This is a genomic window from Actinophytocola sp. (genome assembly GCF_036555685.1).
GTDB lineage: Bacteria > Actinomycetota > Actinomycetes > Mycobacteriales > Pseudonocardiaceae > Actinophytocola.
In genome coordinates, this window is sequence record NZ_DATBKY010000250.1 from 23,997 (window position 1) to 42,309 (window position 18,313).

Consider the following 18,313-nt stretch of genomic DNA (forward strand, 5'->3'; position numbering starts at 1 on the left):
GCGCGCGCCGGCCGCCGCGCTCGCGGAGCCGTTGGCCGCGACCGCGCCGGTGGCGTCGCTCGAACCGGGGGAGCGGTCGGCGGCTCCCGGGCCGGGCGGCTCGGCCGAGGCGTCGCGGCCGGATGCGCCGTTCGTGGCGGAGCGGTCGTCGGGGGTCATCGGGTGGTGTCCTCTCCTACCAGTTGCAGGAAGGCGTCCTCCAGGCGGCGGCGTGGGCCCGCCTGCTCCACGGCCACGCCCGCGCGGATCAGCGTGGCCAGTGCCTCGGCGCGGGGCAGGCCGTCCAGATCCGCGTGCACCAGCGGGCCTTCGACCACCACGTCCTCGACGCCGTCGACCCCGCGTAGCACCTCGGCCGCCTCCGCCGGCTGGTCGACCCGGAACGTCGCCTCGCCACCGCCGCCGACGATCTCGTCCACCGGCCCGGCCGCGACCAGGCGGCCGTGGTGCATGACGACCACGTGGTCGCACGTCTGCTCGACCTCGGCCAGCAGGTGCGACGACACCAGGACCGTGCGGCCCGCCGCCGCGTACCGGCGCAGCACCTCGCGCATCTGGTGGATCTGCGGCGGGTCCAGCCCGTTGGTCGGCTCGTCGAGCACCAGCAGGTCCGGCAGCCCCAGCATCGACTGCGCGATCGCCAGCCGCTGGCGCATGCCCTGGCTGTACGTCCGCACCCGGCGGTCCACCGCGTCGCCCAGGCCGGCGATCTCCAGCGCCTCGGTGAAATGGGCCTTGTCCACCGGCCGCCCCGTCGCCGCCCAGTACAGCTCCAGGTTCGCCCGCCCGGACAGGTGCGGCAGGAACCCCGCACCCTCGACGAACGAGCCGATCCGGGACAGCACCGGCGCGCCCGAGTACACCCGGTGGCCGAACACCCGGATCGTGCCGCCGGTCGGCGTGATCAGGCCCATCAGCATGCGCAGCGTCGTCGTCTTGCCCGCGCCGTTCGGGCCGAGCAGCCCGAGCACCTGCCCGCGCTCGACCCGGAACGACAGCTCGTCGACCGCGGTCACGCCACCGGGATACGACTTCGACAGGTTCTCGATCACCAGCGGCACGTCGGCCAGCGACGCGTCCGAGTCGACCGAGCGGCGCCGGCGAAGCGCGCCCCAGATCGCCGCCAGGACGCAGATGCCCAAGACGATCGCGATGCCGACCAGCGGGCCGGTCGGCGGCCCGGTGTCCGAGCGGGTGCCCGACACGACCGGCGCGTCGACGGTCGCCTCCGGCGAGATCGCCACCCGGTACGCGGCCGCCTGGGCCGGCGTGGCGTACGCCTGGTCCGTCGTGCTCACCACGAGCTCGATCCGCCGGTCTGTCTCGATAGGACGGACGATGCCGGGCAGCGTGACGGTCAGCTCGACGGGTCGCCCGTCGGCCGGCAGCGCCGGGATCCGCAGCGGCGAGACGCCGGAACCGGGCAGGATCCGGGTGCCGTCCGGGCCCACGTCGTACAGCTTCGCGAACAGCACCGCGCCGCCCTCGGGCACCGGCACTCCCCTGACCGCCGACACCCGCAGCTTCACCGTGCTCGACCCGGCGATGAGCAGCTGCGAGCTCAGTGGCCGGCTGGTGAACCGCGCGGACTGGCCCGGCAGGTCGATCGCCACCCGCCCCGCGAGCCGCGACGAGCTGCCGATGATCGCGCCCAGGCCGGGCATGCTGCTGACCGACGCCGGGTTGCCGCCCGGCGGGTTGATGATCGTCTGCTCCGGCCCGTACACCCGCACCCGCCGCCGGTCGGTGACCGTGCCGTCCAGGCCCGGATAGGTGCTCGCCGACACCGTGCGCACCGAGGGCGCGCCCTGCACCCGCAGGGCGCCCTGCACGGCGTACTCGAGCCCGGTGCCCGGGTCGACACCCTGGTGGCGGAGGTGGAAGTCGAACCAGTCGGCGATCTCGGCGCGCAGCTCCGGCCCGGGCTTCCCGCCGTCGTGCCCGCCGGTGTACCAGACGACCTTCACGTCGCCGCCGGCCTTGCTGATCTGGCGCGCGGTGGCGTCGGCCTGATCGAGCCCGAACAAGGTGTCCTGCTCGCCCTGCACGAGCAGCGTCGGCTGGGTGATGTCGCCCGCCACGGTCACCGGTGACACCGAGCGCAGCAGGTTCACGGTCTTGGCGCTCGCCCGCCCGGTCGTGGCCACCTCGGCGTACGCGAGGCAGAAGTCCTCGCGGAACTTGCCGCACGGGTTGCCCGAGCCCAGCTGCGGGCCCTGGCCCGCGCCCGACGGCTTACCGTCGGACGGGGCCGCGTCGGCCGGCGCGCCGCCGGAGTTGGCGGGCGCGTCCGCGTCGTCGTCCTCGCTGCCCGGCTCGATCGCGTCGGTCGACGGGTCCGCGAGCCCCGCGCCGCCCACGCCCGCGGCGAAGAAGATGCCCGCCCAGGAGCGCTTGAACACGCCGTTCGGCGCGTCCGCGTTGGCCGCCGGGGTGTCCGGCGTCGCGCCCGTGGTGGCCGAGTTCGGCAGCAGCGCCTGGCTGAGGTCGTTGTACGTGATCGTCGGCGCGAGCGCGTCGACCCGCTTGTCCGTGCCCGCGAGCAGCAGCGACAGCGCGCCGCCGTAGGAGCCGCCGGTGACGCCGACGCGCGGGTCGTCCGGCCCGTCCTGGACGACCTCCGGCCGCTTCGCGAGCCAGCTGACCAGCTTCGACGCGTCGGCCACCTCGGCGTCGCGCGAGTTCAGCGCGATCTGCCCGGTGCTGCGGCCGAACCCGCGCGCGGAGTAGGTGAGCACGACGAACCCGCGCTGCGCGAGCTCCCGCGCGTCCCCGTCGACGCTCTCCTTGCTGCCGCCGAAGCCGTGCGCGACGATCACCGCGGGGGCCGGTGTGCGCTCCGGCGTGTACAGCGTCGCGTCGAGCGTCACACCCTTGCCGGCACCGGCGATCGTCTCCGCTCGCGCGTGCACGGCCGGCGGTTCGTCCGCACGGTTGAGCCACACCACGCCGCCGGTGGCGACCACGACGACGGCAAGCGCGAGGATGCTCCAACGCACGCGTGAGCGGGAAAGACGGGCCACGACGAAACCGTATTCGACGGTTCCTGAGAGTGGCTGAGAGACCGTCGGTTCGGTCCGCTTCGCCTGATTTGCCCGATGTGATCAAGCCCATGCGCACTTCGGACAATCTGGACTGGTGCGATCGAGTCGGACAGGCGACAATGGACGGGCAGTGGAGGGGAGTATTCCTTCGCGCCGATGTCGTCAACACGGCAGCCCGGGCCGAGCCCGCGGCTCCCGGCATGGGTGGTCGGTCACACGGGCCGGCGGAAGAGACCTCCGGTCAGAAGCGTTGCTTGGACCGGAGGTTCAGTGAATGAACGTACCCGTGTGGGTCTGGCTCGCCACCATCGGCGGCCTCCTGGTGTTGCTTGCCATCGACCTGATCATCGTCGACCGCAAACCGCATGAGGTGACCGTCGGTGAGGCGGCCCGATGGGTGGTCTTCTACGTCGCCGTCGCCGTGCTGTTCGGCCTCGGTATCTGGATGTTCGCCGGCGGCACGCACGCCGGGGAGTACTTCGCCGGATACATCACCGAGTACTCGCTGTCCGTCGACAACCTGTTCATCTTCCTGGTGATCATGTCGGCGTTCGCGGTGCCGCCCGCGCACCAGCACAAGGTGCTGCTGGTCGGCATCGTCCTCGCGCTCGTCCTGCGCGGCATCTTCATCGCCGTCGGCGCCGCAGCCATCGCCCAGTTCAGCTGGGTGTTCTACGTGTTCGGCGCGTTCCTCGTCTACACCGCGATCAAGCTGTCCAAGTCGAACATGGGTGACGCGGAGGGAGAGGAGTACGAGGAGAACAGGATCACGAAGTGGGCCCGGAAGCTGTTCCCGGTGACCGACGACTACCACGGTGGCCGCGTCTTCACCCGGATGAACGGCAGGCGCTACGCCACGCCGATGTTCATCGTCATGATCGCGATCGGGTCGGCCGACCTGCTGTTCGCGGTCGACTCGATCCCGGCGATCTTCGGCCTCACCAAGGAGGCCTTCCTGGTCTTCACCGCGAACGCCTTCGCCCTGATGGGGCTGCGCCAGCTGTACTTCCTGCTGGGCGGGCTGCTCAGGCGGCTGGTGTACCTGTCGGTCGGGCTGGCGGTCATCCTGGGCTTCATCGGCGTCAAGATGGTCCTCGAGGCGCTGCACACCAACGCACTGCCGTTCATCAACGGCGGCCAGCCGGTGCCGGTGCCGACGGTGAACATCGCGGTGTCCCTGTCGGTCATCGTGAGCGTCCTGGTGATCACCGCGGTCGCGAGCCTGCTCAAGACCCGGCGCGACGACCGCCGCGCGATGGTCTCGGCGGGTTCGGACACCATGCGGTAGGGCATCCGGTCAGGCCACCTCGACGAGGTCGTACCGCGAGTGCAGCTCGTTCCAGGTGGCGTGGTGCCAGCCGTCGGTGGAGTGGTAGCGCCCGTCGTCGCCGGGCTGCCAGGTGCGCATCCGCGTGTCGCGCACGACCGGCAGGTCGGCGGGGTCGGGCGTGGTGCCGACCAGCCAGACGCGGGGTCTCTTCTCGTGCTCGTTGCTGTTCATGGCGGGCCTCTCGATGCTGTCCTGGGTGTTGTTCTTGATGTGATGCCGCTCACCAAACCTTTCGTCACCGACGCTAAGGAGGCTTGGGGTATGGGGACATCGGGGAGACCCCCGGTTTCCCCGTGGGGTTCCCCCTACCTGAAGCACGAGCTAGAGCAGGGTGTAGTTCAGGGCTTCACAAATTCGTGACAGCGGCAGGTCGAGACCCGGGTGATCGAGGGGGAGCAGCACGTCCGGGTCCGCCGGCAGCGCGTCGGCCGCCGGGGGTTCCCACAGGCACACCGCGGGGTCGCCGGAGTCCATCGACGAGCGGTACCAGAGCCCGTCCAGGTCCGGGAACGCCGCGTGGATCGCGCGGGCCCACGCCTGCGTGACGTCCTTGTGGCCGGAGCTGATCTCCTGCGACGCGCCCGCGCGGGTCGGCCACAGGCCGGTCAGGTCCAGCAGCCGCAACGTGCGCCGCGGCTGGAACACCACGAGGTGCGGCCGCCGCGTCGTCCTGTCCACAATGGACGTCTGCTGGTAGACCTCCGCGATGCTGGTGCGCGCGGACAGCGCGAAGTACAGCACGCCTACGTCCGCCTGGCCCGCCTCGCCGCCGGCCCGCGGCGGGTGCGGGTCGAACCGGGCGTGGGGGAGCGGGCCGGTCGTGCGGAACGTGTGCCACCGCTGCAGGTGCCTGCCGCCGGCGGCGAACACACGCACGAGGCGGGTACCGGAATGGACCGCGACGACGTCTTCGTGCGGGCGGAGGAGCTTCTTCAGCGCAGCGGGGGCCGGCGGCTGGGGGAGCCGTGACATTCCTCGATGTGTCTCCTGGTCGCCGGCGGTCGTCGGCCAAGCCTAGACGCCGCGCCGGTGCGCAGGGTGAGCGATTCGGCTCGCTGCGTGCGGGGTCACACCGGGGTGCCGAGTGTGGCCACGAGCCGGGCCACCGCGGCCGGGTCGCCGCCCGCGAGGAGCCAGTCCCGCGGGGTCGTGGGTTCGGCGGCGGTCCGCAGGTCTTCCTGTGCTGTGGTCATGAACCCGGCCACCACGAGTGGCGGCTGGTCATCGGGGACGGCGGCCAGCACGGTGCCGAGGCCGGGGAGCACGCCGTCGTCGGTGAACTGCCAGACCGGCAGCCGCCAGCCACCGCGGTCCTTCCAGCCCGTGAGCCGCCCGTCCGCCAGCCGATGCCGGATGCGGCTCGAGTCGACCCCGATCCGCTCCGCGGCGCCGGCGACGGACAGCGCGGTGTCCCGCAGGACCGCCTGCAGCGCCACGGTCCGCGCCCGTGGGTCGCGTTCGGTGTCCCCGCGCGGCGCCAGATCCAGGCCGACGTCCGTCAGCGCGGCACGCTGCGAGTCGGTGAAGTACTCGGCGGGCGCGGGGTCGGCGGGGACGAGCTGCCGTGCGGCGTCCTCGACCAGCTCGAGGAAGGAGTCCGAGTCCACCCGCAGCCCGGCTCGAGCCAGTGCGTCACGCAACGAGGTAGACATGTGCACAGGGTAGCACGAACGTGCGCACTCGTGCGTAGGTCATGTGCGTCGGGAGCTCCCGCGCACGATCAACCGGGCCCCGAGCGTCGTGGTCGTCGGCGCCCGCCCGTTGTCCGTGATCCGCGCCAGCAGCAGCCGCGCCGCGACGGACCCGATCTCGTAGGCGGGCTGCGCCACGACGGTCAGCGGCGGATCGACCAACCCGGCCCACGGCACGTCGTCGAACGCGACCAACCCGACGTCCGGCCCGGGCCGCAGCCCGCGGGACCGCAACGCGGCCAGCACCCCGACCGCCATCGCACTGTTGGCCACCAGCAACGCGTCCGGCGGCGGCGCCGAGTCCAGCAGCTCCGCGCAGGCCCGGCCGGCCCCGGCCGCCTTGAACTCCGTCCGGCGCACGAGCCGCGCCGACGCCCGGACCTTCGCCAGGCGCAGCGCGTCCCGGTAGCCGGCCAGCCGATCCTCGGCGGTGCGGATGCCCGGCGGACCGGTGATGCAGCCGATCCGCTCGTAGCCCTCCGCCAGCAGGTGCTCGGTGGCCTCGCAGGCGGCCACGCGGGTGTCGACCAGGACCGTGTCGCTGGTGCGCTCCGGCAGCGGACGGTCGACCGCGACCAGCGGCGTGCCGCGGTTGAGGAGGAGGTCGACGTTCGTGGCGGTCGACGTCGGGGAGATGATCACGCCCGCGACCCGCTCCTGGATCGCGACGTCGACGTACCGGCGCTCCTTGTCGACGTTCTCGTCCGCGTTGCACAGCACGACCGAATAGCCGTCCGCGTGCGCCACGTCCTCGACCCCGCGCGCGATCGCGGTGAAGAACGGGTTCTCGACGTCGCTGATGATCAGCGCGACGACGGCCGCCTCCTGGCGCCGCAGGTTGCGCGCCGGCCCGTTCGGCTGGTAGCCGAGCTCCTCGGCGGCCGCGAGCACCCGCGCCACCAGCTCCGGGTCCACTGTGGACTTGCCGTTCAGCGCCCGCGACACGGTCGCCGTCGAGACGCCTGCCCGGGAGGCAACGTCGCTGATCGTCGCCACTGCCGCCTCACTTTCGCCTTCACCACGACAGTACCGGCCGAGGCGACGAGCCTCATGTGCAGAATGGCCCGGTGGCTGACCTGTTCCTCGGCATCGACATCGGGACGTCCGGCTCGAAGGGCGTGCTGGTCACCGGCCAGGGACGGGTGCTGGCCCGGGCCGGTCGCGAGCACCGGACCGCCACCCCGCACCCCGGCTGGGTCGAGCAGGACGCGGATGCCGTGTGGTGGGCGGACTTTCTGGCGCTCGCCCGCGAGCTGGTCCCGGCCGCCGAGGGCCGGCTGGCCGGCCTCGCGGTCAGCGGCATCGGCCCGTGCCTGCTTCCCGCCGATGCGGCGGGCCGCCCGCTGCGCCCCGGGATCCTGTACGGCGTCGACACCCGGGCCGGCGCCGAGATCGCCGAGCTGACGGAGGAGTTCGGCGCCGACGAGATCCTGCGCCGCGGCGGGACCCCGCTGTCGAGCCAGGCCGTCGGCCCCAAGATCCGCTGGCTCGCCCGGCACGAGCCGGCGGTCTACGAGCGCACCGAGATGCTGCTGATGGCGAGCTCGTACCTGGTGCACCGGCTGACCGGCCGCTACGTCCTCGATCACCACTCGGCGAGCCAGTGCGACCCCATGTACGACCAGAACGAGCTCGGCTGGGCGGCCGACTGGGCCGGCCGGGTCGCGCCCGGGCTGACGCTGCCGGAGCTGGCCTGGCCGACCGAGGTCGCCGGTACGGTCACCGCCGCGGCCGCCCGGGAAACCGGCCTGCCGCAAGGACTTCCGGTCACCGCCGGCACCGTCGACGCGTGGGCCGAGGCGACGAGCGTGGGCGTGCGCGAACCGGGCGACGTCATGGTCATGTACGGCACCACGATGTTCCTCGTCCAGGTGCTGGAGTCGCCGACGCCGCATCCCGGGCTGTGGACGACGAGCGGCGTGTTCCCGGGCACCCGGTCGCTGGCCGCCGGCATGGCCACGTCCGGCGCGGTCACCGACTGGCTGCGCCGGCTCGTCGGCGGCGAGTTCGCGACGCTCGTCGAGCAGGCGGCCGCGGTACCGGCCGGCAGCCGCGGCCTGCTGCTGCTGCCGTACTTCGCCGGCGAGCGCACGCCGATCTTCGACCCGGACGCGCGTGGCATGATCGCCGGGCTGACGCTCGAGCACGGCCGGGCGGAGCTGTACCGGGCGGCGCTGGAGGGAATCGCGTACGGCGTGCGGCACAACCTCGAGGTGATGCGCGAGGCGGGCGGGCGGCCGAGCCGGCTGGTCGCGGTCGGCGGCGGCACGCAGGGCGGGCTGTGGACCCAGATCGTGTCGGACGTGACGGGCGCCGAGCAGCAGGTGCCGGCCGAGACCGTCGGCGCCTGCCTTGGCGACGCCCTGCTGGCCGCGGTCGCCACCGGCGTCGACGTCGACCCCGTGGCGTGGAACCCGGCCGACCACACGGTGGTGCCCGACCAGACGGCGCGGTACGAGGAGTACTACCGCCACTACCGGGCCCTCTACCCGGCGACGGCCGACGTCGCGCACTTCCTCGCGGCCGAGCAGCACGCCGCCGACCGCCCCTGAACCCGGACGCTTATGCGCGGCTTAGCCGCGATGTAGCCACTCCGTGCACTCTTCGACGCATGCGGGAGGGCCTCCCGCGGGATCACCCGAAGAGCAGGGGAACAGCATGCGAACGATCCTCGCGCCGCTCGCCACGGCCATCCTGACCCCCACGGTGTACGCGTCCACCACCGCTGCCACTACCGCTGCCACTGCCGCGCCCGACGGCGACTTCGAGCTCGCGGCGAGGGACTTCTCCCGCCGTCCGGTTCGTCGCCCCAGGCAACGGAAACGCCGCGTTCACCCGCGGCAAGGACGGCGAGCTGGCCACCCGGGTGCCGTTCGACTCCCGCTGAAGGGGCCCCCGGGACGACATCGCGCCCGGGACGTGAGATGAGCCGGGGTTGGTGGTCCGGCGAGGGGCGGGCCACCAACCTGTCAGCCAGGAATCCGGCCGGTCGCGCCGACGGACCTCCAGAGCTTGCGCGCCTGGTCGAGGTGCCGCGTCGCGCCGGCCGGGTTCCCGTTCTCCGCCTCGAACGTGCCCAGCAGCTCCCAACACTGGGCTTCGTCGAGCCGGGAGCCGTACCGCCGGAAGATCTCGGCGGCGAGCTCGAGGTCGGGCACCGCGCTTGCCCGCTCGCCTCGCCGCGCGTGGATCTGGCCGGACTTCACCAATGTATAGGCAACGCACCGGTCGTCGGCGAGCGCGGTGAAGATGTCGCGGGCGCGGCGCAGGCACTCGAGCGCGGTGGACGGCTCGTGCAGGGCGCTCATCTCCCGCAACACGACCGCCTCCCGGTGCTCGTCGCCGAGCCTGCGCGCCAGCGCGAGCGCGTCGTCGAACCAGGTGCGGGCGGCGTCGTGGTCGTCGCGGGCCAGGTGGATGGCGCCGATCGCGCTCAGCAGCTGTGCCTCGGTGTGCCGGTCGCCCGCGGCGGTGACCAGGTCCAGTGCCTGCTTCGCGTGCGCGAGCGCCGGCTCGTTCTCCTCGAGCACCCGGTGGATCGTGCCGAGGCCGGCGGTCGCGAGACCCTCGCCGAGCTTGTCGCCCACCTTCCGGAAGAGCTCGACCGCCCGCCGCAGGTTCGCGGTCGCCGCCGGGAAGTCGTCGCGGTAGATCTGCACCTGCGCGAGGCCACGCAGCAGCACCGCCTCGCCCAACCGGTTCCCCGCGCGCCGGACGGCGGCGAGCGCCAGCTGGTGCCCGCGCTGCCAGTCCTCGTAGCGGCTGTGGTGGTCGTCGTAGGTCCCCGCGACGGTCGCGAGCTCCCACGCGAGCTCGGCCAGCTCCCAGTCGGCGGCCAGCCGCACCGCGCCGAGCAGCACCGACCGCTCGGTGCCGAACCAGCTCACCGGGTCGGCGACGGCCCGCCGCTCGACGTCGGCGCGGGCGCGGCGGCGTGGCGCGGACCCGGGGGGTGGGCGGAACAGGCTGGGCGGCATCGCGTCGGCCGCGCGCGTGGCGAGGTCGAGCCAGGTGGCCAGCAGCCGGCCCACCGCGGCGCGGCGTGCCTCGTGCGGGATCTCCTCGGCGCCCTCCGCGGCATACGCGCGGAGCAGGTCGTGCAGCCGGTAGCGGGGCTGGCCGGTGGCGTCGGTGGTGGTCAGCCGCGCGAGGTTCGCGTCGACGAGGGCGTCGAGCACGTCGTCGGCATCGGCGCGGCCGAGCAGGGGGCCGACGACCCAGCCCGGCACCGTCTGCGGGCCGAGGATGCCGAACAGCCGCAGCGCGGTGACCGCGTCCGCGGGCAGCAGGCGCACCGACAGGTCGAAGCTGGCCCGCACACCGAGGTCACCGAGCCGCAGCTCGGAGAGCCGGCGCGACTCGTCCTCCAGCCGCTCGCGCAGCACCCGCAGCGACCACGCCGGCCGGCCGAGCAGCTTGCCGGCCGCGATCCGGATCGCGAGCGGCAGGTGCCCGCAGGCCCGCAGGATCGCAGCGGCGTGCTCGGGCTCGCCGGCGACGCGCTCGGCGCCGACGATGCGCGTGAACAGGTCGTGCGCCTCGGCCGCGTCGAGCACGTCGAGCTCGATGTGCCGCGCGCCGGGCAGGTCGGTGAGCACCGCCCGGCTGGTGATGATCGCGGCGCAGGACCCGGTCGGCGGCTGCAGCCAGCGGGCCTGCTCCGCGTGCGCGGCGTCGTCGAGGACGAGCAGCATCCGCCGGTCCGCCAGCAGCGAACGGAAGAGCGCGGCCCGGGCGTGCAGGCCGTCGGGCACCGCAGCGCCGGTGACACCGAGCGCGTGCAGCACCTCGGCCAGCAGCACCGCCGGGTCGCGTGGTTCGGGCGACGTGCCGGCGAGGTCGAGGTAGAACTGGCCGTCCGGGAAGTCGGGCGCGGCCCGGCGGGCAGCGTGCAGGGCCAGCGTGGACTTGCCGATGCCGGGCCCGCCGGAGATCACCGCCACCGGTGGCGGCGCGTCGGGGGAGCGGGCGGCGAGCAGCTCGCCGAGCGCGTCGAGCGGGGCACGCCGGCCGGTGAAGTCGGGCACGTCGGCCGGCAGCTGGCAGATGGGCGGCAGCGCGGGCACGGGGGCGGGTGATTCGACCTCGCCCGCGAGGACCTGCTGGTGCAGCTCGCGCAGTGCCGCGCCGGGCTCGACGCCGAGCTCGTCGACCAGGATCGTGCGCACCCGCTGGAACGCCCGCAGCGCCTCGGCCTGCCGCCCGCCGCGGGACAGGGCGAGCATCAGCCGGTGCCAGGCCTGCTCGCGCAGCGGGTGCTCCTCGACGAGCTGCTGCAGCTCGCCGATCAGCATGGTGTGCCGGCCGCGCTCGAGGTCGGCGTCGATGCGGGCGTCGAGCGCCGTCAGCCGCTGCTCGGTGAGCCGGGCCGCCTCCGCGGTGACGGCCGCGGTCTGCGGCACGTCCGCGAACGCCGGCCCGCGCCACAACGCGAGCGCCTCGCCGAGCAGCTCCGCCGCGCGCTCGGGCCGTCCCTCGCGCAGCTCGCGGTGCCCCTCCCCGGCGAGTGCCTCGAACCGCGCGGCGTCGGTGTCGTCCTCGCCCAGCATCAGCCGGTAGCCGGGCGCGGCCGTCACCAGCAGGTGGCCGTCCGGGTCGCCGAGGAGGCGGCGTAGCCGCAGGACGTAGCCGTGCACCTGGGTCGTCGCGGTCTTCGGCGGCGTGTCGCCCCAGAGCTCGTCGACGAGCTGGTCGATCGGCACGACCTGGCGCGGGCGGACCAGCAGCGTGGCGAGCAGGGAGCGGATCTTCGGGGCGCCGACGTCGGCGAACAGGGTGCCGTCGCTCACGTCCATCGGCCCGAGGAACCGGATCTTCACGCGCGGCGACCCTTCCCGAACACGTCCGTATCGACGATCCACGGTACCCCAGCGATGCCGGTGACCTCCGCGTCCTCGCGTCGGTCCGAAGTGGACGCCCGGCGCAGCCGGACCGGACACGCCAGGCCGGTGTTGTCGATCACGGTCGTGGGCACGCGCGCGGGCCGTCCCCCGCGGTACGGAAAACCTCGTGCAACGCTTTCGGTGCGGGTGTCCGTCCTGGTGGCATGAACGCAGACTTACCGAGATGGCCGCGCATCGCCGTCGCGGCGGCGGCAGTGGTGGGACTGGGTGTCGGCGTGGCCGGCACCGCCGTGGTCATCGGGGTGGCGGACGGCGACCAGCCGGTGGCGATCGACCCCGCCGCGATCAAGCTCGTCGCCTACGACTCCTGCGCGTCCGCGCTGGACGAGCTCAAGACCGCCGCGCTGCCCGCCGTCGGGCCCTACGGGTTCAGCCCCGGCGGTCGGTTCAGGCTCGACGCGGGCGACGACGTGGCGATCGCCGACGGGGCAGAGGTGGCGCAGGGCGGCGAGGCGCGGGAGGCCGCACCCGCCGAGGCACCCGCGCCGGGGGCCGCGCCGAACGCCGGGCCGGGCGCCGCGCCGGATGCCAAGGACACCAAGGACCAGTCGGCGGCGCCGGACCACTCGGGCACCAACAACTACGAGTCCGATGTGGACGAACCGGACATCGTGAAGACCGACGGCCGCCGGGTCGTGTCCGTCTCGAACGGCCGGCTGCGGGTCGTGGACGTGGCCTCGCACAAGCAGACCGCGCTCATCGCGTTGCCCGGCGGGTACGCCACACAGCTGCTGCTCGACGGTGACCGCGCGCTCGTGGTGAGCACGTCCGGCGGCATGGTCGGACCGATGCCGCGCGGGCGCGTCGAGGAGAAGCCGATGCCACCGGGCGGCGGCGTCGCGCCGGGCGAGCCGGTGCCGGACATTCCGTCCGACACTCCGCCGGACAACGGCACGCCGCCCATCGACGAGCCGGTCGACCCCGCGTTCGGCGCGCAGCTGCTGCTCGTCGATCTCACCGGCCCCGGGCGGATCCTGGGCACGCTGACGGTCGAGGGCAGCTACCTCGACGCCCGCCAGGTCGGCTCGATCGCCCGCGTGGTGGTGCGCTCGGTTCCCCACCTGAAGTTCACGTACCCGAACGGGCGGATCTCGCCGTCGGACGCCGAGGCGGCCAACCGCGGCGCGATCGAATCGTCGTCCATTTCGGACTGGCTGCCGCGCTACCAGCTGACGGCGGGCGGCCGGAGCAGCTCCGGCGAGCTGGTCGACTGCACCGCGGTCAGCCACCCGAAGCGCTACACCGGCAGCGCCATGCTCTCCGTGCTGACCTTCGACCTGAGAAAGCAGCTGGGCAACGGCGACCCGATCAGCATCGCGGCCGACGGCAACACGGTGTACGGCACCGGCAAGAGCCTCTACGTCGCGGACGACCACTTCCCGCACGGTGTCCCGGGGTTCGGGCCGACCGACCGGCCGGAGGCGGCCGGTGAGACGACCGAGATCTACCAGTTCGACATCTCCGGCGCGGGCAGGCCACGGCACGTCGCGTCCGGCGGTGTGCCGGGCAGCCTGCTCAACCAGTACTCGCTGTCCGAGAACGACGGCGACCTGCGGCTCGCCACCACGGTGGCCGGCGCCGAGGAGTCGCACAGCATGGTCAGCGTGCTGACCCGGCGGGGCGCGCAGCTCGCCGAGGTCGGCCGCGTCGACGGGCTCGGCCGCGGCGAGCGCATCTACGCGGTGCGGTTCATGGGGACCAAGGCCTACGTGGTCACCTTCCGGCAGACCGATCCGCTGTACACAGTGGACCTGTCGGATCCCGCCAAGCCGCGGGTCACGGGCGAGCTGAAGATCAACGGCTACTCGGCGTACCTGCACCCGGTGGGCGAGGACCGGCTGCTCGGGGTCGGGCAGGACGCGACCGGCGGCGGCATGGCGACCGGCACGCAGCTGTCGCTGTTCGACATGTCGGACCAGCGGGGGGCCAAGCGGATCGCGCAGCTGCAGTACGAGGGCGCGCACTCCGAGGTCGAAGGCGACCCGCACGCGTTCCTGTACTGGCCGGAGAAGAACCTCGTGGTGGTCCCGATGTCGAGCACGCAGCCGAACACCGCCGGCATCGTCGACTCGGGCGCGCTGGTCGTCAAGCTGTCCGGCCGGGCGCTGTCCGAGGTCGGCATGGTGCGCCACGACGCCGGCGTCTCCGGCATGCCGTTCGTGCCGCGCCGCGTGCTGGTGATCGGCGACGAGCTGTGGACGGTCGCCGACACCGGCATGCTGGTCAGCGACATCGACTCGCTCGCCGAGGTGGCCTGGGTGCCGTTCACCTGAGTTGGTAGTCGCGCCCCGTTGTGGGTAGACACGGTATGTGAGCGACGAATACCCGCCCGGCGAGGACCCCCGACGCTGGCGTGCATTGGTGGTGACCCTCGCGGGCGGGTTCATGATCCTGCTCGACGTCAGCATCGTGACCGTCGCGGTTCCGTCCATCCAGGAGGGACTCGGCTCCTCGGCGAGCGGTGTGCAGTGGGTGGTGTCCGGTTACCCGCTGACGTTCGGCCTGGTGCTGGTCGCGGGCGGGCGGCTGGGCGACGCGTTCGGCCGGCGCAGCATGTACCTGGTCGCGCTCACCGGGTTCGTGGTCACGAGCGTGCTCGCCGGCCTCGCGCCGACGATGCTGCTGCTCGTGCTCGCCCGGCTGCTGCAGGGCCTGTTCGCCGGGCTCGTCACCCCGCAGAACGGCGGGCTGATCCAGGATCTGTTCCGCGGGGCCGAACGCGGCCGCGCGTTCGGCCTGCTCGGCGCCACCATCGGGGTGTCGACCGCGGCCGGCCCGGTGATCGGCGGGCTGATCCTCGACGTGTTCGGCGAACCCGACGGCTGGCGCTGGGTGTTCCTGGTCAACCTCCCGTTCGGCCTGCTCACGATCGTGCTCGCGTGGTTCCTGGTGCCCTCGACCCCGCGCCACGAGACCGCCACCGACATCGACGTCGTCGGGATCGTGCTCCTCGGCCTGGCCGTGCTGTGCGTGCTGTTCCCGGTCGTCCAGTCCGAAGCGGGCGGGCTCCAGCGGTTCTGGTGGCTGTTCCTCCCGGCGATCCCGCTGGGCTACGCGTTCGTGCGCTGGGAGCGGCGCCGGGTCGCCCTCGAGCGGGCGCCGCTGATCGACCTGCGGTTGTTCACGCAGACACCGGGCTACTCCCCCGGCGCGACGATCGGCACGGTGTACTTCTGCGGGTTCACCGGCATCTGGCTGGTGTTCGCGATCTTCTTCCAGGCCGGGCTGGGCTTCTCGCCGCTGGAGTCCGGGCTCGCGGTGACGCCGTTCGCGCTCGGCTCGGCGGTGTCGTCGTGGATCGCGGGCCGGCTCGTCAGCGGATGGGGCCGGCTCGTCACGGTCGCCGGGCTGTCGATGGTGGCCCTCGGGCTCGCGGTGGTGGCGATGCTGACGCTGTACGTCGACCCGCATCGCCTGATCGTGGCGATCGCGCTGCCCATGCTGGTCGCCGGCATCGGCGGGGGAGCGGTGATCGCCCCGAACACGACGATCACGCTGTCGTGCGTGCCGACCGGCATGTCCGGCGTGGCGAGCGGGGTGCTGCAGACCGGGCAGCGCATGGGCACCGCGGTCGGTACCGCGCTGCTCGCCGCGATCTTCCACGCGGTGGCCGGCGCTGCCGGACACTTCCCCCAAGGCCTGGCAACGGCGCTGTTCGCGGCGGTGGTTCTGGTGCTGTTCGCGCTGGTACTCGCCGTGGTGGATTTCCGTGGGAATGTTGGGAAGAACAAGTTGGAAAATTTCCACGAGCACTCTATGACATCTAGTCAGTAACTACTAGTCTCGCCAGCGGAGGCGTTCTTGCCGGCCGCGACGGCGCCCTGCACATCCTGCCCTCGCGGTCTCGAGGGCCGCTTTCTTTCGCTCATTCCCCCCTGCGGAACGGAGAGATCGAATGCGAAGAATGGCAGTGCGAGCGCTCGTGGTCATGGCGGCCGCCGCGTCCGCCTTGCTCATCACCACCGCCGGCGCGCAGGCGTCCACGCAGCCCAAGGAGCACGACCCGGTGTTCACGCCGTCATCGAGCTCGGACGTGGGCGTGCTGGTCACCAAGCTCACCCACTCACAGGCCACCTCGCGACTGCGCTCTTCGGGCATCACGTGGTCGTCGAGCGGCGGCTGCAGCGACCGGTACAACTCGACCTGCACGTCGTTCGAGCAGGTCAACCTGACCACGATCCAGGGCATCCAGACGCTGAAGTCGGCGAGCGGCTGCGCGATCAACGTCACCGGCGGCACCGAGGTGGGACACGCCAGCGGCACCTACAGCCACTGGAACGGCTACAAGCTGGACATCAGCCTGTACACCTGTGTCGGCAACTACATCCGCGGCAGCTTCACGTACATCGGTGGCAGCAAGTACCAGTCCGGCTCGGGCAACATCTACTACCTCGAGGGCAACCACTGGGACATCACGTACTACAACTGCGGCGGCTGCTGAGCCGACCGTGTCACGGCGCCCCCGGGTCCGGCCGGGGGCGCCGTCCTATTTCCAGCGGATCGGCAGGTGCTTGACGCCGTTCTGGAAGTTCGAGCGCAGCCGCACCGGATCGCCCGCCGGCTCGACCTCCCCGAGCAGGTCGAACAGCGCGGTGAACAGCGCCCGCATCTGGACCTTCGCGAGGTGCGCGCCGATGCAGTAGTGCGGGCCGTGGCCGAAGCCGAGATGGTCGTTGGGCTCGCGCGTGACGTCGAACCGGTCGGGGTCGGCGAAGGCGCGCTCGTCGCGGTTGGCCGCGGAGAACCACACGACGACCTTGTCCCCGGCGCGGATCCGCGTGCCGCCGAGCTCGGTGTCCACTGTGGCCGTCCGGCGGAAGCGCATGACCGGCGACCACCAGCGCAGCATCTCGTCGACGGCCTTGGGTAGCAGGCTCCGGTCGGCGCGCAGCTTCCGGTATTCGTCCACATGACACATCAGCGCGTACATGCCGCCGGGCAGGGCGTTGCGCAGGGTCTCGTTGCCCGCCACGGAGAACAGCCAGAACAGGTTCTCGAACTCGCCGAGCGAGACCCTGCCGCCCGTGTCGTCGACCTCGCGCATGAGGTTGGACATGATGTCGTCGCCGGGGTTGCGCCGCTTGTACTCGCCGAGGTCGTGGGCGTAGGCGTAGAGGTCGGGCATGCCCTCGCGCGTGCGCTGGTCGGGCAGCCGGCCGTACTCGTCCGGTCGCGGCCGCAACGCGAGCGCCCGCTTCGCCATCTCGGTGGCGCCGTCCGCGTCCGCCCGCGCGGAGACCGCGTACTCCTGGTCCTGGTAGCCGATGACCCGGTTGCTCCAGTCGAACATCAGCCACCGGTCCTCGCTGGGCACGCCGAAGAGCTCCGCGAGCGTGAGGAGCGGGAGGTCGGCCGCGATGTCCGTGGCGAAGTCGCATTCCTTGCGGTCGGCGACGTTCGTGACGAGGTCGCGGGCCCAGCCCTCGATCCGGTCCTCGAGCCGGGCGATCGCGCGCGGCGTGAACGCCCGGGTGAGGAGCTTGCGCAGCCGGGAGTGCTCGGGTGGGTCCTGGTTGAGCATCATCTGCCGGACGAAGTTCAGCGCCTCCTCGTTCGGCGGGTCGACGATCTGCGTCGCGCCCAGGTGCGAGGAGAAGACCGCTGGATTGCGCATGACCTCCTTGACCTCGGCGTGCCGGAGCACACCCCAGAAGCCGGGCCCGGCCGGAAGCCGGTCGATCGGCGGCTCGTCCATCCAGGTCACCGCCGACTTCGCGCGCAGCCGCGCGAGCTGGTCGTGTGGCACGCCGGTCAGGTACGTGTCCGGGTCGACGATCGCTGCGGTGTCGGCGGGCATGGCGCCATTCTGCTCCCGGGTGCGGCAGGATCCTCGGCATGTACATGGCCCGCCACGGATCCGGTGACCCGGTTCTCCTTCTGCTGCACGGACTCGGCGCGACCGGCGAGGTGTGGGACGGGCTCGTCGAGTCGCTCGCGCACCGGTGGCCGGGGACGGTGCTCGTGCCGGACCTGCCGGGGCACGGGCGGTCACCCGCGCTGCCCCGATACTCGTTCGGCGCGCTCGCGGCCTCGGTGGCCGGCGCCCTTCCCGCCGGGCCGGTGGCCGTGCTGGGTCACTCGCTGGGTGGCGTGCTCGGGCTGACGCTCGCGAGCGGGTGGTTCGGCGTCTCCGTGCCGGCGGTGTGCGGGCTGGGGATCAAGGTGTCGTGGAGTCCCGAGGAGCTCGCGAAGGCGGCGGAGCTGGCGGCCCGGCCGGCGAAGGTGTTCGGTACGCGGGCGGAGGCGATGGCGCGCGCCCTGAAGGTGGCCGGGCTGCACGGGCTGGTCCCGTCGTTCGACGCCGGTGTCACGCCGGCCGGCGACGGGTGGCGGCTGGCGCTGGAC

The 18,313-nt window shown here is 72.7% G+C and carries 14 protein-coding genes; 6 read left to right on the plus strand and 8 right to left on the minus strand.

The genetic code is table 11. From position 1 onward, the window contains the following. Window positions 1-155: 155 nt before the first annotated feature. Window positions 156-3,023: an alpha/beta fold hydrolase gene (locus VH969_RS25300; RefSeq protein WP_331978498.1), complete on the minus strand. Its 2,868-nt coding sequence runs from the start codon at window positions 3,021-3,023 to the stop codon at window positions 156-158. 295 nt (window positions 3,024-3,318) lie between these two features. Between VH969_RS25300 and VH969_RS25305 the strand changes: the two genes are divergently transcribed. Then, on the plus strand, window positions 3,319-4,332 hold the full coding sequence (locus tag VH969_RS25305; protein ID WP_331978500.1) for a TerC family protein: 1,014 nt from the start codon (window positions 3,319-3,321) through the stop codon (window positions 4,330-4,332). Window positions 4,333-4,341: 9 nt separating this feature from the next. Here the strand turns inward: VH969_RS25305 and VH969_RS25310 are convergent, their stop codons facing one another. The 4 genes from VH969_RS25310 to VH969_RS25325 form a co-directional block, all read right to left on the minus strand. Continuing rightward, on the minus strand, window positions 4,342-4,545 hold the full coding sequence (locus VH969_RS25310) for a hypothetical protein (protein WP_331978502.1): 204 nt from the start codon (window positions 4,543-4,545) through the stop codon (window positions 4,342-4,344). A gap of 150 nt (window positions 4,546-4,695) precedes the next feature. Then, window positions 4,696-5,346 carry an RES family NAD+ phosphorylase gene (locus VH969_RS25315; RefSeq protein ID WP_331978504.1) on the minus strand — a complete coding sequence of 217 codons (651 nt, stop codon included), beginning with the start codon at window positions 5,344-5,346 and terminating at the stop codon, window positions 4,696-4,698. 95 nt (window positions 5,347-5,441) lie between these two features. Further along, a complete protein-coding gene (locus tag VH969_RS25320) occupies window positions 5,442-6,026 on the minus strand; it encodes a DNA-binding protein (RefSeq protein WP_331978506.1) in 585 nt (194 codons plus the stop codon). A gap of 39 nt (window positions 6,027-6,065) precedes the next feature. Next, window positions 6,066-7,061, minus strand: a complete 996-nt coding sequence (locus tag VH969_RS25325; protein ID WP_331978507.1) for a LacI family DNA-binding transcriptional regulator — start codon at window positions 7,059-7,061, stop codon at window positions 6,066-6,068. Window positions 7,062-7,132: 71 nt separating this feature from the next. Between VH969_RS25325 and VH969_RS25330 the strand changes: the two genes are divergently transcribed. Then, window positions 7,133-8,617, plus strand: coding sequence for an FGGY-family carbohydrate kinase (locus VH969_RS25330; protein WP_331978508.1), 1,485 nt, complete (start codon window positions 7,133-7,135; stop codon window positions 8,615-8,617). A 417-nt stretch (window positions 8,618-9,034) separates the two neighbouring features. On the opposite strand, the gene VH969_RS25335 is transcribed toward VH969_RS25330, so the two are convergent. Next, the gene (locus VH969_RS25335; RefSeq protein WP_331978509.1) at window positions 9,035-11,884 is read right to left on the minus strand and encodes an AfsR/SARP family transcriptional regulator; all 2,850 of its coding nucleotides are present in this window, start codon (window positions 11,882-11,884) and stop codon (window positions 9,035-9,037) included. Then, window positions 11,881-12,039, minus strand: a complete 159-nt coding sequence (locus VH969_RS25340; RefSeq protein WP_331978511.1) for a hypothetical protein — start codon at window positions 12,037-12,039, stop codon at window positions 11,881-11,883. Before VH969_RS25340 ends, VH969_RS25335 begins: the two co-directional genes overlap by 4 nt. A gap of 72 nt (window positions 12,040-12,111) precedes the next feature. Between VH969_RS25340 and VH969_RS25345 the strand changes: the two genes are divergently transcribed. The 3 genes from VH969_RS25345 to VH969_RS25355 all read left to right on the plus strand — a co-directional run bounded on the left by VH969_RS25345 (window position 12,112) and on the right by VH969_RS25355 (window position 16,409). Then, window positions 12,112-14,241 carry a beta-propeller domain-containing protein gene (locus VH969_RS25345; RefSeq protein ID WP_331978513.1) on the plus strand — a complete coding sequence of 710 codons (2,130 nt, stop codon included), beginning with the start codon at window positions 12,112-12,114 and terminating at the stop codon, window positions 14,239-14,241. Between the two features lie 37 nt (window positions 14,242-14,278). Next, window positions 14,279-15,742 (plus strand): MFS transporter, encoded by a 1,464-nt coding sequence (locus VH969_RS25350; RefSeq protein WP_331978515.1) that lies wholly within the window; start codon window positions 14,279-14,281, stop codon window positions 15,740-15,742. A 130-nt stretch (window positions 15,743-15,872) separates the two neighbouring features. Further along, entirely contained in the window at window positions 15,873-16,409 is a 537-nt protein-coding gene (locus VH969_RS25355) for a hypothetical protein (protein ID WP_331978516.1), read from the plus strand. Between the two features lie 45 nt (window positions 16,410-16,454). On the opposite strand, the gene VH969_RS25360 is transcribed toward VH969_RS25355, so the two are convergent. Beyond that, complete coding sequence (locus VH969_RS25360) at window positions 16,455-17,765, minus strand: cytochrome P450 (protein ID WP_331978518.1); 1,311 nt, start codon at window positions 17,763-17,765, stop codon at window positions 16,455-16,457. Between the two features lie 38 nt (window positions 17,766-17,803). On the opposite strand from VH969_RS25360, the gene VH969_RS25365 reads away from it, so the two are divergent. After that, window positions 17,804-18,313 (plus strand): alpha/beta fold hydrolase (locus VH969_RS25365; protein ID WP_331978520.1); only part of this gene is annotated, 510 nt, incomplete at its 3' end.

Excerpts from the sequence above, each read along its gene's own strand:
- VH969_RS25305 (WP_331978500.1), top strand. The coding sequence starts at position 3,319 with ATGAACGTACCCGTGTGGGTCTGGCTCGCCACCATCGGCGGCCTCCTG.
- VH969_RS25310 (WP_331978502.1), bottom strand. The coding sequence starts at position 4,545 with ATGAACAGCAACGAGCACGAGAAGAGACCCCGCGTCTGGCTGGTCGGC.
- VH969_RS25315 (WP_331978504.1), bottom strand. The coding sequence starts at position 5,346 with ATGTCACGGCTCCCCCAGCCGCCGGCCCCCGCTGCGCTGAAGAAGCTC.
- VH969_RS25320 (WP_331978506.1), bottom strand. The coding sequence starts at position 6,026 with ATGTCTACCTCGTTGCGTGACGCACTGGCTCGAGCCGGGCTGCGGGTG.
- VH969_RS25345 (WP_331978513.1), top strand. The coding sequence starts at position 12,112 with ATGAACGCAGACTTACCGAGATGGCCGCGCATCGCCGTCGCGGCGGCG.
- VH969_RS25355 (WP_331978516.1), top strand. The coding sequence starts at position 15,873 with ATGGCAGTGCGAGCGCTCGTGGTCATGGCGGCCGCCGCGTCCGCCTTG.
- VH969_RS25360 (WP_331978518.1), bottom strand. The coding sequence starts at position 17,765 with ATGCCCGCCGACACCGCAGCGATCGTCGACCCGGACACGTACCTGACC.